The 13,163-nt window shown below is 40.9% G+C and carries 17 protein-coding genes; all 17 read left to right on the top strand.

The features are described from left to right. The first annotated feature begins 2 nt into the window (after positions 1-2). The 17 genes from B7E04_RS16970 (at position 3) to B7E04_RS16890 (ending at position 13,138) form a co-directional block, all read left to right on the top strand. Entirely contained in the window at positions 3-1,175 is a 1,173-nt protein-coding gene (locus B7E04_RS16970; protein ID WP_080779675.1) for an ABC transporter permease, read from the top strand. A 284-nt stretch (positions 1,176-1,459) separates the two neighbouring features. Then, complete coding sequence (locus B7E04_RS16965) at positions 1,460-1,915, top strand: DinB family protein (protein ID WP_080779674.1); 456 nt, start codon at positions 1,460-1,462, stop codon at positions 1,913-1,915. A gap of 9 nt (positions 1,916-1,924) precedes the next feature. Then, a complete protein-coding gene (locus tag B7E04_RS16960; RefSeq protein ID WP_080779673.1) occupies positions 1,925-2,395 on the top strand; it encodes a hypothetical protein in 471 nt (156 codons plus the stop codon). A gap of 2 nt (positions 2,396-2,397) precedes the next feature. Next, complete coding sequence (locus tag B7E04_RS16955) at positions 2,398-2,802, top strand: hypothetical protein (RefSeq protein WP_080779672.1); 405 nt, start codon at positions 2,398-2,400, stop codon at positions 2,800-2,802. An 83-nt stretch (positions 2,803-2,885) separates the two neighbouring features. Next, complete coding sequence (locus B7E04_RS16950) at positions 2,886-3,257, top strand: VOC family protein (protein ID WP_062648025.1); 372 nt, start codon at positions 2,886-2,888, stop codon at positions 3,255-3,257. Between the two features lie 8 nt (positions 3,258-3,265). Beyond that, positions 3,266-3,808 carry an SRPBCC family protein gene (locus B7E04_RS16945; RefSeq protein WP_080779671.1) on the top strand — a complete coding sequence of 181 codons (543 nt, stop codon included), beginning with the start codon at positions 3,266-3,268 and terminating at the stop codon, positions 3,806-3,808. A 41-nt stretch (positions 3,809-3,849) separates the two neighbouring features. Then, positions 3,850-4,299: a VOC family protein gene (locus B7E04_RS16940; protein WP_080779670.1), complete on the top strand. Its 450-nt coding sequence runs from the start codon at positions 3,850-3,852 to the stop codon at positions 4,297-4,299. A gap of 192 nt (positions 4,300-4,491) precedes the next feature. Next, the gene (locus B7E04_RS16935; RefSeq protein WP_080779669.1) at positions 4,492-4,884 is read left to right on the top strand and encodes a DUF1398 domain-containing protein; all 393 of its coding nucleotides are present in this window, start codon (positions 4,492-4,494) and stop codon (positions 4,882-4,884) included. A 118-nt stretch (positions 4,885-5,002) separates the two neighbouring features. After that, on the top strand, positions 5,003-5,680 hold the full coding sequence (locus B7E04_RS16930) for a DUF2490 domain-containing protein (protein ID WP_080779668.1): 678 nt from the start codon (positions 5,003-5,005) through the stop codon (positions 5,678-5,680). 87 nt (positions 5,681-5,767) lie between these two features. After that, the gene (locus tag B7E04_RS16925) at positions 5,768-6,772 is read left to right on the top strand and encodes a bestrophin family protein (protein ID WP_080779667.1); all 1,005 of its coding nucleotides are present in this window, start codon (positions 5,768-5,770) and stop codon (positions 6,770-6,772) included. Between the two features lie 190 nt (positions 6,773-6,962). Next, positions 6,963-8,576, top strand: a complete 1,614-nt coding sequence (locus tag B7E04_RS16920; protein ID WP_080779666.1) for a Na+/H+ antiporter — start codon at positions 6,963-6,965, stop codon at positions 8,574-8,576. A 21-nt stretch (positions 8,577-8,597) separates the two neighbouring features. Next, on the top strand, positions 8,598-9,023 hold the full coding sequence (locus B7E04_RS16915) for an SRPBCC family protein (RefSeq protein WP_080779665.1): 426 nt from the start codon (positions 8,598-8,600) through the stop codon (positions 9,021-9,023). Between the two features lie 5 nt (positions 9,024-9,028). Continuing rightward, positions 9,029-9,538, top strand: coding sequence for a GNAT family N-acetyltransferase (locus B7E04_RS16910; protein WP_080779664.1), 510 nt, complete (start codon positions 9,029-9,031; stop codon positions 9,536-9,538). Continuing rightward, positions 9,535-9,912: a VOC family protein gene (locus tag B7E04_RS16905; protein WP_080779663.1), complete on the top strand. Its 378-nt coding sequence runs from the start codon at positions 9,535-9,537 to the stop codon at positions 9,910-9,912. Before B7E04_RS16910 ends, B7E04_RS16905 begins: the two co-directional genes overlap by 4 nt. Positions 9,913-9,947: 35 nt before the next feature. Then, the gene (locus B7E04_RS16900) at positions 9,948-10,970 is read left to right on the top strand and encodes a glutaminyl-peptide cyclotransferase (protein WP_062648006.1); all 1,023 of its coding nucleotides are present in this window, start codon (positions 9,948-9,950) and stop codon (positions 10,968-10,970) included. 99 nt (positions 10,971-11,069) lie between these two features. Then, a complete protein-coding gene (locus B7E04_RS16895; RefSeq protein WP_080780730.1) occupies positions 11,070-12,095 on the top strand; it encodes a glutaminyl-peptide cyclotransferase in 1,026 nt (341 codons plus the stop codon). Positions 12,096-12,169: 74 nt separating this feature from the next. Then, positions 12,170-13,138, top strand: a complete 969-nt coding sequence (locus B7E04_RS16890; protein WP_080779662.1) for a hypothetical protein — start codon at positions 12,170-12,172, stop codon at positions 13,136-13,138. Positions 13,139-13,163: the final 25 nt, after the last annotated feature.

Raw genomic sequence — 13,163 nt, 5'->3', positions numbered from 1 at the left:
TTATGAAAGAATTTTTCCGGCTTTTAAAACGGGAGTTCAGGCTTTTTATCGGCAATTCTACCCTGAGGACCGTCTTCTTCCTGGCCCCGGTATTCTATGCCACTTTGCTGGGCTTTGTCTATAAAAGCGGGAAAGTGGAAAATACACCGGTACTCGTAATCGACAGGGACAATACCCCTTTGTCGAACCAGCTGACGGATATGCTGGATGATAATAAAAGCATAAGCATCATTAAATATCCACAGGAGCCTTTCAGCATAAAAGATGAAGTGATCCGGCATGAGGCGGCGGCGGTGGTGATCATCCCGTCAAGGTTTGAAGCGGATATGCTCCAGAAAAAATATCCCGAGCTGAATGTTTATGTCAATACCGGAAACGTTCTTACCGCCAATTTCGCATCCAAAGCCCTGCAGCTTACCATAGGAACATTTTCCGCCGGAGCATCCATCAAAGCTTTACAAAAGGCAGGAATGCCCGCAACAAAAGCAGCAACACAGTATGAGCCTTTTAAAGCGAATTATATCACCCTTTTCAATACCACCGGAAACTATCTTATTTTCATGTGGCCGGCCATGCTGGCTGTGGTTTTGCAACAGGTGATTCTTCTCGCCATGGCCGTAAGTTTCGCGGCTGAGTTTGAAAGAGGATCATTTGTGAAAGAATATGTCAAAATGAAAAGATGGGCATTTCCAACGATGTTGATCAAGGTGATTCCCATCTGGGTGTTCTCCATTCTGATTGTGGGAATTTATTACTTTATGCATATGATATTCAGGGTTCCGATGCCGGAAGGAATACTCAGTTTTATTCTTCTTACCGCAGTTTTTGTAGGTTCTGCATCATTTTTAGGCGTATTTATCAGTATTCTTATTCCTGATGCTTTGAAAGCAACACAGATTCTGATGGTCATTGCATCACCGGCATTTATTATCAGTGGGTTTACGTGGCCATTGAGTGCAATGCCTGATTTTGTGCAGCTGATGGCAAATATTATTCCCCTGACGCCTTTTCTCCAGGCATTTAAAATCTTACTGATCCAGAAAGGTTCGGTTGAACTTACATTTCCCTATTTGCAGCATTTGAGTATCCTGCTTGTATTCTACGCTGTTCTCGGCTGGATTGCATTAAAGGTCAAGCTGTGGCTGATTTTTAAAAAGACAGAAAAGATTGAGTAGGAGTGTTGAGCGTTTGAGAGTTTGAGAGTTTGAGCGTATTAGTGTAAGAGAGTATAAGAATAATCTGATGTAAAATATCCTATCTGCCAATTCAACTCATAACTAACAACTAGCAACAAGCAACTCACAACTCATAACTCATAATTAATAACTCATAACCCGCATTCAGAAACCCACACCCCGCACCAAATGCCTCCTCTTCAAACACGTCATCACTTTTTTCATTACCCTGTAAAAATGAAACGAAAAAACTGATATATTTGCTTTCAGAAATTAGAAAGAATATGGAAAATGTATTTGATGCAAAAGATGCTCAAAACTATATTGACAGGATCAATAATCTGGTGGAAGATACCCATGGTTTATGGGGTAAAATGACTGTAGACCAGATGCTTGCACACTGCAGTGTGTCCTACGAAATGGTATACGAGCCTGAAAAGCATAAAAAACCGGGAGCCATTGCGAAATTTATTTTAAAGACTTTTCTGAAGCCTAAAATTGTAGGAGAAAAAGCCTATCCAAGAGATTCCCCTACAGCGCCGCAGTTTGTGATTACCGGAAGAAAAAACTTTGACGAAGAGAAAAAAAGACTGATCGGTTTCATCCAGAAAACACAGCAGCTGGGTCCGGATGCTTTTGATGGTAAGGAATCGTCCTCTTTCGGAAAACTAAACGCACAGGAGTGGAATAATATGTTTGCCAAACATCTGAATCACCACCTGGCTCAGTTTGGAGTATAAAACCGGAGCATGAAAAAACTTTTATTACTTCTCATTCTTGCCTGTAATTTTGCCTGGGCACAAATGCCGGATATCTCTACGGTGTGGCTGAATAATAGCAAACCTTACGTAGGAACCATAGGAAACAGCGGGCAGCAACTTAAGCTGAAGGTTAATATTTCCGAGCAGAATAAAAAGAACGACCAGGAATATTTTATTTCAGGGTATTCTCTGGTAGACGATAATTACGCCAAATATGAAGGAAAAATTACCATCACCAAATACAGGGATGCTAAAAGAAAAGGAGTGGTATTCGGAGAGTATGATCTGGCTGAAGAGGCTAAAGGAAAACACTCCGGTACATTCAAAGGCAAGTTTGTTTATACCTTCAAATGGAACAAAAAAACTGAAAAAGTAGAAGGCCAGTATATAGAGCTTATTGGAGATTGGAAAAGTTATGACGGAACACTGGACTTCAAAACCCGATTAAAAAATCAATAACCATGTTAAGACGAATATTAGCGGTCCCGGCCGGACTCATTGCAGGAATCATCTGCATTACCATCGTGGAAAAAATAGGACATAGTGTATACCCGCCGCCTGCAGCAGCTGGAAATGGCGATATGGAGGCGATGAAGGAATATATAGCTTCAGCTCCGTTTATGGCTTTGTTTTTTGTAATCATTGCTTATGCGTTGGCGGCTTTGGTTTCAGGATTTACAGCTTCCAAAGTGGCCAATAACGGAAAACATACTTCCGCAGCAGTGTGTGGGGTTATTTTTCTCTGTATCACCATCTATATGATGTTTTCCCTTCCAACCCCGATCTGGTTCTGGATCCTTGGAATCCTTACCTGGGGATTGGTCTTTGCCGGAAGCACACTCGCTTTAAGAACAAACAAAGGATAAAAAATAACTCAAATAAATGAGTGAATTACATACGTGTGATCCGCATGTGATTTACATCGTCATTAAAAAATAATAACTAACATATGAGATTAGGAGCATTTTCAATCAGTTTAAGTGTAAAAGATCTTCAGAAGTCTAAAGATTTTTACGAAAAACTGGGTTTTACCGCTATGGGCGGAAATATGGATCAGAATTATCTGATCATGAAAAACGGAAGCACATTGGTCGGTCTGTTCCAGGCCATGTTTGATGGAAATATGCTGACCTTCAATCCGGGATGGGATGAAAACGCCCAGAATCTGGAATCGTTTGATGATGTACGCAGCATTCAGAAACATTTAAAAGAAAACGGAGTGGAGCTGGATAAATCAGCAGATGAAACCACTTCGGGACCTGAGCATATTTTCCTGAAAGATCCGGACGGGAATATGATTTTAATTGATCAACACAGATAATCAGTAGTATGAAAATATTAAAGAAGATCATTATTGTCCTAGCATCGGTCCTTATACTATGGATGGTGGTGGCCGCATTTATTTCCGGGGATTGTGTTTATGAAAAATCAATAACCATCAATGCTCCGGTGGAAAAAGTCTGGCAGCAGACGAATACATTGAAAGCCATGGACCAATGGAGCCCGTGGAACGATCTGGATCCGGGAATGAAAAAGGACTGGACAGGAACTACGGGACAGCCGGGGGAAAAAGTATGCTGGGACAGTGAAAAAGATGCTGCCGGAAAAGGATGCCAGGAAGTGAAGAAAGTGGATGCGGCAGGTAAAAGAATTGAAACGCAAATCGTTTTCTTGACACCCTATGAAAGTGAGGCCAATGCGTATGTAAAAATTGTCCCTGAGGGCAGCGGAAGCAAAGCCACATGGGGATTCACTTCAAAAATACCTTATCCGTTCACGGTAATGAAATTGTTTATGAATTTGGAAGATGCTATAGGAAAAGATTACCAGAAAGGACTGGACAGATTAAAAGAATTATCTGAAAGACCTTAAACAGAAACTCATTAAAACTTAACAAATAAAAAAAACAATCAATGGCATCAGTAAACGTTTATTTATCATTTAATGGAAACTGCAGAGAAGCATTCGATTTCTATAAATCAGTTTTCGGGGGAGAATATCCTTACATCGGAACTTTCGGGGAAATGCCTCCAATGGAAGGCAAAGAAACTCCTGAAGCAGACAAAGACAAAATCATGCACGTTTCTCTTCCTATTTCAAAAGAAACCATACTAATGGGAAGTGATACGGGTGAAGAATGGGGCGCACACTATAAGCAGGGAAATAACTTTTCTGTTTCTATTAACGCAGACTCTAAGGAAGAGGCAGACACATTATTCAACGGGCTTTCTGCAGGCGGACAGGTAACCATGCCAATGGCAGATACCTTCTGGGGCGCTTATTTCGGAATGTTTACAGACAAGTTCGGGATCAATTGGATGGTTAATTATGATGATCCTGCTAAAATGCAGCAGCATCCTTAAAATTTATATTTTAAATACGAAATATAGGTAAAACAAACCGGTGGACATTTCCTCCGGTTTTTATTTTATGCTACTTTTGCATTCCAAAAATTTTTAAATTTGAATAGAGGTGGCAGGTAGAAAGGGATAGATTGCAGGGATTAGGTACAGCCTACTGCTTATAGCTTAAAACAAAAAAATAAAAAAACAGATATGAAATTTACAATTGACCAAATTAAGGCAGAACATCAGAAAGTAAAAAGCGGAGCAGATTTTCCGGCATACATTCAGGGAATGAAGAATTTGGGTGTTTCAAAGTATACCGTATATGTGGCTGACGGAAATACGCAGTATTTTGACACAGATAATCAATCCTTAACTTCAGGAAAAAAATATGATGAACTTACCGTTTCAGAAAACCTAAATCTCGAGCAGTTTAAGACAAGGTTAAAGCTTCACCAGCAGGGAGGAACAGATTATCCTACATTCTGCAGCGACTGTGCAGAAAACGGAGTGGAAGGCTGGAAAATGGATCTGGATGCCATGACCTGTACATATTTTGATAAACAGGAAAACGAAATTCTCGTAGAGCAGATTCCCGGATAAAGGGTTCTCGCTTACCGCCTACTGCCTGTAGCTTCTCACCTAAAACATTTATTGTTTGCAATTATTGATTTAAATTATTAATTTTGTTTTGTACGATAGATAATAGTAATTGAATAATATGAGAAAGGTCTTTACGAAGCTGTTATATACGGTATTAAGTCTGGGTTCCATAACTGCGTTGGCACAAAAGAATGATCTGGGAGCGTGGTATATGTATTTCGGGAATAATAAAATCAGCAAAAAACTGAACTGGCACAATGAGATCCAGTACCGGAACTTTGATGCCGTAGGAGACCTTGAACAGTTACTGATCCGTACGGGAATAGGATATGACCTGAGCGAAAATAACAACAACGTATTGCTGGGCTATGGTTTTATTTTGAGCCAGCCTTATGTAAATGGCGAAAAGAAGGAGAATATTGAACACAGGATCTTCCAGCAGTTCATTACCAAGCAGAAGTTCGGGCGTTTCAACCTTCAGCACAGGTACAGATTGGAAGAACGCTTCCTTCAGGATGATTTCAGGATGAGATTCCGGTATATGATCGGTTTGAATATCCCGATTACCAATAAGGAAATGCTTCCGAAATCCCTGTATGCTTCAGTGTACAACGAGATTTTCCTGCATTTTGACAGTCCGGTTTTCGACCGGAACAGAGTGTATGGAGCTCTGGGTTATGTGATCAATAAAAATATGAGGATAGAAGCCGGTTACATGAATCAGATCCAGGAAAACAGGAACCGCGGCCAGATTCAGATCGGTTTTTATAATAATATTCCTTTTAACAAAAATTAATATTGACAGTCCTTGCCAGGTGCCTTGATGAAGAAAAAACTGTTAGTTTAGACCATAGAATCAACAGATTAAAAACAAATAACACATATGCATTCAGGGAAGAGATTTGGGGCGCTTGAGTTCGCCACCTGGACAAGACGCAGTATCTACGTTTTATCGATATTGGCGGCTATACCTACCGTTCTGTATTTTTTTGGCTGGAAATTTATTTCCGTTCCCTGGCAGCCCATTGCCATTTTAGGAACTGCCGTAGCCTTTATTGTAGGGTTTAAAAACAATGCAAGTTACAGCAGGCTCTGGGAAGCCAGACAGATTTACGGTGCGATTATCAATGACAGCCGTAGTTTCGGATACATTTTAAGAGATGCCCTTTCGGGTAAAGATCCGAAAAAAGTAAAAGAAATGTTTCACCGTCATTATGCATGGCTCACAGCCCTGAGGTTTCAGCTGCGTGAACCCAGAACCTGGGAGAATATGGGGACGGCACAATATGACGAATATGCGCAGAAATACGACATTCCGGAACGATTGACCAAACTGGATGAGGAGTTGCAAAAGTATCTTTCCGATACGGAACTGCAGTATATTTTAAGTAAAAAGAACAGGGCGACACAGCTGATGGCCAGCCAGAGCAAGGAATTGTCCGAAGCGTATGCCCATGGAGAAATCAACGATTTCCAGTGGACGCAGATCAACCAGCAGCTGGTGAAATTTACAGACAACCAGGGAAAGGCGGAAAGGATCAAGAATTTTCCCTATCCGAGAAATTTCTCATCCATTACCACCTATCTTTTGCTGCTGTTCATCCTTTTTGTACCGTTCGGATTGCTGAAAGAACTGGATAAATTAGGTGACGGGACCATGCTGGAAGGCTGGACGATCTGGTTTAATATTCCGTTTTCACTGATGGTAACCTGGTGTTTCCATACGCTGGACAGTGTAGGGGAAGCTTCCGTAAACCCTTTTGAGGGAAGCCCGAATGACGTGCCGATCACCCAGATCAGCCGTACCATAGAAATTGATATGAGAGATATGCTGGATGAAGCTGATCTTCCGCCGGCCATTGCTCCAAAGAACAATATTGTACTTTAAAAATAAAACTCATTTAAATACAAAAAACGATTTAGTTTAACCAAAAAATAGCTGGAAATCTTCGATTTTCCAGCGCCTTAAAAACAGCTTAATACTTAAAGACCTTGCGCCTTCGCGATAACCAACAAAAAAAGGTTTAACTCAGCCTTAAGCTTAACCATTCATAAAAACAACTAAAAAACAACTCAAAATGATTCACAATTATGTTATCATATCCATTGCGGTACTGCTGTCTGTGATGATATTGGTGATGATAGGGCAGAAGCTCAAAGTAGCGTATCCTATCTTCCTGGTGATTGCCGGTCTCCTGATCAGCCTGATTCCCGGAATGCCGCATATTGAAATAGAGCCGGATCTCGTATTCCTTATTTTTCTTCCTCCCATCCTGTTTGAAGCCGCATGGTTTACGTCGTGGCAGGATTTTCACAAATGGAGGAAACAGATCTTTTCAATGGCATTCGGGCTTGTATTTTTAACGTCAGTAGTCGTGGCTTATCTCTCGTCTTCTATTATTCCGGGGCTTACCGTTGCGATGGGATTCCTGCTTGGAGGCGTAAACTCACCACCGGATGCTGTGGCGGCAACTTCTGTACTAAAACATATGAAGATTCCTAAAAAGATCACCAGCATCCTGGAAGGCGAAAGTCTGATCAATGATGCGTCCAGTTTAATTGTCTTTAAATTTGCCTTGGCAGCCGTTATTTCGGGGCAGTTTATCTGGAGGGATGCCATTCAGGATTTCTTTATGATGGCTGTAGGCGGAGTAGCGGTTGGAGTCGCAGCAGGCCTTTTATTTGGTGCCCTGCTCAGGATTATTCCTTCCAATTCAAATATTGATACGGTTATTACACTTATTGTCCCTTACATCATGTATGTGGGGGCTGAACATTTCCATTTTTCCGGCGTATTGGCGGTAGTTGCCGGAGGTCTTCTCATGTCCTATAATTCACACTGCTACTTAAGCCACACTTCCAGGATACAGTCCGGAAATGTATGGAGCGTGCTCATCTTCGTGATGAATACCATTATCTTTATCCTCATTGGTCTTGAGCTTCCTGTGGTAGTGGCGGCGATGAAAGATTATACCATTTCAGAAGGAATTTTTTACAGTGTGGTCATCGGTGGAGCTATTATTCTCACCAGAATATTGTACAGCTATGCCGTGATGTATTTTCCAAGGCTTTGTTCAAAAGAATTAAGATTAAAAGTACCGAAACCGGACTGGCGGGAACCCTTCATCATCAGTTTTGCCGCTATGAGAGGTGTGGTTTCACTGGCTGCAGCTCTTTCAATTCCGGCATTTTTACCAAATGGAGAAGCTTTTCCGCACCGTAATATCATTTTATTCGTAACTTTCGTCATCATACTGATCACATTGGTAGGACAGGGGCTTCTTCTGACTCCGATCCTGAAGTGGTTAAAAATAGACGATGCAGGAAGCGAACTGCCAGAAGAAAAGCAGGAAGTGATCCTGATGCGTAAGCTTAAAGAAACGGCATTGCACAAAATGGAGAATGATTTCTCTGAACTGGCAGAAAAGAATACCCTGGTACGCCACCAGAAACATAAACTGGAAACAGAAATGATGCTGATGGCGGATAAAGCCCAATGTATGGCTTCCACAGGAGATTATGTAAATGCGATCAATGAAAATAAAGATGTGCTCCGCCAGATTATTCAGGCCCAGAGAAATGAGCTGCACAGGATGAAAAGAGAGAAAATATTTGATGATCACGTCATGAGAACCATTGAGATGCAGCTGGATTTTGACGAAGCAAAAATTACAGGATTCTCCCACAGCTAAATTTTAATTAAACCTGAAACTATGAATACACCGATCACTGTTCAGTACAAATTCAGTGCTTCTGCAGAAAAAATATGGAAAGCACTGACAGATAAAAATGAAATGAAATCCTGGTACTTTACAATCCGCGATTTCGAGCCGGAGCTGGGAAAAGAGTTTGATTTCTATGAATCCTGTGATGGCGGAAAATATCTTCACCACGGTCGTATTTTGGAGATTATTCCGAACAAAAAACTAAAACACAGTTGGGCCTATCCTGAACTTTCTGATGCCGTGACCATCGTGACCTGGGAACTTCATCCCGAAGATAACGGAACATTGGTAACACTGACGCACGATCATATTGAAGGCTTCGATGCTCTGGGAGAAACTTTTTCCAGAGCAAGCTTTACAGAAGGCTGGAATTCAATTATCGGGCAAAGTTTAAAAGAATATTTGGAAAAATAAATACAATGATACAGCTGCAGCCATTCACCACAAAAGATAGTGAGGAATTGATTTCCAGAATAGGAGACAGAAGAATGCTTCTTCAGTTTGCCGGCCCTGCTTACCATTTTCCGTTGACAAAAGAACAGCTGGATCAGGATCTGGACAATGAAAACAGATTCATGTTCAAAGTTGTTGACCCGTCAGAAGACAAGACCATCGGCCACGCCCAGATCTTTTTAAAAGAAAAAACGTTCCTGCTCGGGAGAATCCTGTTATGGGACGAAAACAACAGAGGAAAAGGCTATGGAAAGAAAATTGTACAGGAACTCCTGAACTATGGTTTTAGCCATTTTGAGAGGGAAACAGCAGAACTTAATGTATACGACTGGAATACAGGAGCCATTGAATGTTATAAAAAAGTAGGCTTTGAAATTGATCCGGAAGTGATGAGTGAGGTCAGTATCGATAACGAATTATGGCTTTCCATCAATATGAAAATCAGCAGAAACACTTTTGAAACACAGAAAGTATGACATTCACAGCACTCCGTCCGATTTTGTGGACAGATAATATAGACGAAACCATAGGCTTTTATATGCAGGTTCTGGGCTTTACCCTGATGGGCAGGAATGATCAGTGGCAGTGGGCCTCGATCCGTAAGGACGATGTACAAATCATGCTCTCTCAGAATGATTATGAAAAACCCAACGGGATAGGCTTCTCGGGCTCTTTTTACTTTAATGTGGATAATGTGGACGATCTTTGGGAAGACCTGAAGACCAAAGCAAAAGTCTGCTATGAAATAGAGACCTTTGAATGGGAAATGAGGGAGTTTGCCATCTATGATAACAATGGGTATATGTTACAATTTGGTCAACCCGTCGATAATATTGGCAATACGGAATAAAATTTGCTATTTTTGGGGAAATATTTAGAAATTCAATGAAAAAGAATATCATACTGGGTTTAGCAGTCGTTCTGATGCTGGCATCTTGTAATAAAGATGAAAAAATTCTGAACACCCTGAACGAATATAATAATTCAATGGTGGAAAAAGGCTACCACTTCGGGGATAAGCTTGAACTGCCGAAAGAGGTGACGGAAAATGCAGAAAGTATCAGCATCAGCTTTGGAGACAAGGAAACTTCCAGTTTAACGGTGGATCCCAAATTTTTTACCCTGGGAGATAATGCCGTAACCTTTAACATCAAAACAAAAGGAGGAAAAGTATTAAATCAGGACGCCACCATCAATGTATTTGCAAAAAATCCTGAAAAAAATATAGCATTCCAGATCATTGCAGAATATCCGCATGATCCGAAAAATTTTGTACAGGGCTTCCAGATTGAAGGAAATACCATTTACGAAAGTGACGGGCAGAACGGTTCTTCACAGATCCTTAAATATACCCTGGGAACCACCACGCCGCTGGCTTCCACCAAACAGGCTCAGGAGGATTTCTCCGAAGGAAGCACCATTGTAGGTGATAAAGTATATCAGCTGACCTGGCAGAGCAAAAAAGGATATGTATATGATAAAAGTTCCCTGAAACTCCTGTCTGAATTTGCGTATCCGAATGTGCTGGGTGAAGGCTGGGGACTGACGTACGATGGCAAAAACCTGATTGCATCAGACGGAAGCAAGCTTTTGTATTTCCTTGATGCCAATGATCCTTCAAAACTCATCAAATACGTAGCGGTGGCAGGAAGCTCACAGATTTATGACCAGCTGAACGAGCTGGAATACCACAACGGGTTTATCTATGCAAACGTATGGCAGAAACCTGTGGTATTAAAGATCAATCCTGCAACAGGAGAAGTAGTGGGAACCTTTGACTTCACGGAGATTGCAAAACAGAATACAAAAGGAAGCGATGATGTATTGAACGGGATTGCTTTCAAAGGTGACAATATGCTCGTAACCGGTAAAAACTGGCCGAAGATCTATGAAGTTCAGATCAAATAATAATTAAAGTTTATTTCAGATATATAGCGTTCCTCAGGAGCGCTATTTTTCTTTAGAGGATTAAAATTTTAGTATTTTTGGAAAATGATTAAAAGTTCACTGAAAAGAAATATGCTAACAGGTTTCACGGCAGTTCTGCTGCTGTCATCATGCGGTAATAACCGGGAACTCCTCAATGCCCTGGCAGATTACAATAATTCCAGGGAGGAAAAGGGCTATCACTTCGGAGATCAGCTCCATCTTCCCAAAGAGGTGACGGACAATGCAGAAACCATTGCGATTAGTTTCGGTGACAAAGAACTGTCTGATTTGACAGTTGATCCTGAATTTTTCACTTTGGGAGACAATGATGTTACCTTTATCATTAAAACAAAAGATGGAAAAACCCTGAATCAGGATGCTACGATCAACGTTTTCACAAAAAATCCAGAACAGAATTTATCTTACAGCATCGTGGCGGAATACCCGCATGATCCCAATAATTTCCTCGAGGGATTTCTTATTGAAGGCAATACCGTTTATGAAAGTGACGGACTGGACGGTTCATCACAGCTGATCAAATATACGCTCGGTTCCACAACTCCGAGCCTGGTGGAAAAACAAGAGGATGGTATTTTTTCCGAAGGCTGTGCTGTGGTAGGAAATAAAATCTACCAGCTGACCTATCAGAACAAAATCGGTTTTGTTTATGATAAGAATACCCTGAAAAAGATTTCACAGTTTCCCTTACCCAACGTGATCGGGGAAGGCTGGGGACTGACGTATGACGGTAAAAACCTGGTGGCTACGGACGGATCAAAAAACCTCTATTTCCTTGATGTGAATGATCCTTCGAAAGTAATCAGAACAGTTGCCGTGGCAGGTCATACGGAAACATACGACAAGCTGAATGAACTGGAGTATCATAATGGCTTTATTTACTCCAATATCTGGCATAAACCTGTTATCCTGAAGATCAATCCGGCTACCGGAGAAGCGGTAGGAAAATTTGATTTTACAAAGCTGACCAATGAAAACAATCAGGGAAACAGCGAACATGTGCTCAATGGAATTGCTTTTAAAGGTGATAATATGTTGGTTACGGGTAAAAATTGGGCAAAAATTTACGAAGTGTCGATTAAATAATTAATTATTTAAAGTTTAAATAAAAACAATTGCTGATGTTCCACTCAGGAAAGTTATCTTTACCAAAATAGACTGTGAAATTATTTAATATAGTACTGATCTTTTTTTTCTGTACCCTTGCTGCGCAGAAATCCCTGCCTTTAGATACTTTAAAGCTGAAGGAAGCTAAAGATATGCTTGCAGATGATTACGGAAACCTGTATATCTATAAAAACAAAGACTTTAGTTTAACCAAGTATGATTCACTGGGAAAGCAACTCGGAAAACTGATGCTGACTGTTCCGTACAAAGTGCAGACGGTCCAGAACCCTTTAAGTGTGCCGTTGTTCTCGGAAAATGCCCAGGAAATGAAATTTGTGGATCAGAATATGAATGAGATCCAGCGGATAGATTTCAAACAGAAGTTCGGGTTTATCAGAATGGCCTATGCGGAAGACCTTCAACAGCTCTGGCTTCTGGACGACAGTACGAAACGCCTGATCCAGTACAACTTCAGAAACAATACCACCATCAATTCCTATCCGTTTGATGCCAGTTTTGATGACCTGATGGATCTGTTGGTTTTTGAAAATAAGGTCTATATCCTGACCAGGAAGCATATCATGGTGTATTCTTTGAAATTTGAAAAGATCTTCGAAGCGCCGCTTGAAAACGGAAAAAGATTCAGAAGGGAAAATGAAGTGATTTTGGTGATTGCGGACAATTCTATTCTAAAGTATGATCCGGAAAAAGGAATGGTCAAAATTTTCGGGGATCCGGATGCACAAATTGTGGATAAAAACATTCTCGCTTATTTTGAAATCAAAGCCAACAAACTCTATCTTTACAACCTTGAAAAAATAAAGGAAACGAAACTGCAGACGGAACCGGAAATCAGGAAAGAAACTCCTTCAGCTGTTACGGAACCGTCATCTGAAAAACCGGTGGACGGCGAAGTGAAGAAAGCGGAAGAAGAGCCAAAAGAATCATCTGAAAAAGCTCCTGAGACCGGTTTACAAAAGTTGATGAATGATATCTTGGAAGCTCAGGCTGCAGGGGTTTAGTTAGATTAATTAAAAAATACATAGG

Origin of the sequence: Chryseobacterium phocaeense (assembly GCF_900169075.1) — a bacterium.
GTDB classification, from domain to species: Bacteria; Bacteroidota; Bacteroidia; order Flavobacteriales; family Weeksellaceae; genus Chryseobacterium; species Chryseobacterium phocaeense.
The sequence above is the reverse complement of the archived record's forward strand: the minus strand, read 5'-3'. Positions and strand labels throughout refer to the sequence as shown.

Coding starts and splice junctions, on each gene's coding strand:
- B7E04_RS16920 (WP_080779666.1), top strand. CDS start 6,963: ATGATTCACAATTATGTTATCATATCCATTGCGGTACTGCTGTCTGTG.
- B7E04_RS16955 (WP_080779672.1), top strand. CDS start 2,398: ATGTTAAGACGAATATTAGCGGTCCCGGCCGGACTCATTGCAGGAATC.
- B7E04_RS16950 (WP_062648025.1), top strand. CDS start 2,886: ATGAGATTAGGAGCATTTTCAATCAGTTTAAGTGTAAAAGATCTTCAG.
- B7E04_RS16965 (WP_080779674.1), top strand. CDS start 1,460: ATGGAAAATGTATTTGATGCAAAAGATGCTCAAAACTATATTGACAGG.
- B7E04_RS16900 (WP_062648006.1), top strand. CDS start 9,948: ATGAAAAAGAATATCATACTGGGTTTAGCAGTCGTTCTGATGCTGGCA.
- B7E04_RS16915 (WP_080779665.1), top strand. CDS start 8,598: ATGAATACACCGATCACTGTTCAGTACAAATTCAGTGCTTCTGCAGAA.
- B7E04_RS16925 (WP_080779667.1), top strand. CDS start 5,768: ATGCATTCAGGGAAGAGATTTGGGGCGCTTGAGTTCGCCACCTGGACA.
- B7E04_RS16960 (WP_080779673.1), top strand. CDS start 1,925: ATGAAAAAACTTTTATTACTTCTCATTCTTGCCTGTAATTTTGCCTGG.
- B7E04_RS16945 (WP_080779671.1), top strand. CDS start 3,266: ATGAAAATATTAAAGAAGATCATTATTGTCCTAGCATCGGTCCTTATA.
- B7E04_RS16935 (WP_080779669.1), top strand. CDS start 4,492: ATGAAATTTACAATTGACCAAATTAAGGCAGAACATCAGAAAGTAAAA.
- B7E04_RS16940 (WP_080779670.1), top strand. CDS start 3,850: ATGGCATCAGTAAACGTTTATTTATCATTTAATGGAAACTGCAGAGAA.
- B7E04_RS16905 (WP_080779663.1), top strand. CDS start 9,535: ATGACATTCACAGCACTCCGTCCGATTTTGTGGACAGATAATATAGAC.
- B7E04_RS16930 (WP_080779668.1), top strand. CDS start 5,003: ATGAGAAAGGTCTTTACGAAGCTGTTATATACGGTATTAAGTCTGGGT.
- B7E04_RS16910 (WP_080779664.1), top strand. CDS start 9,029: ATGATACAGCTGCAGCCATTCACCACAAAAGATAGTGAGGAATTGATT.
- B7E04_RS16970 (WP_080779675.1), top strand. CDS start 3: ATGAAAGAATTTTTCCGGCTTTTAAAACGGGAGTTCAGGCTTTTTATC.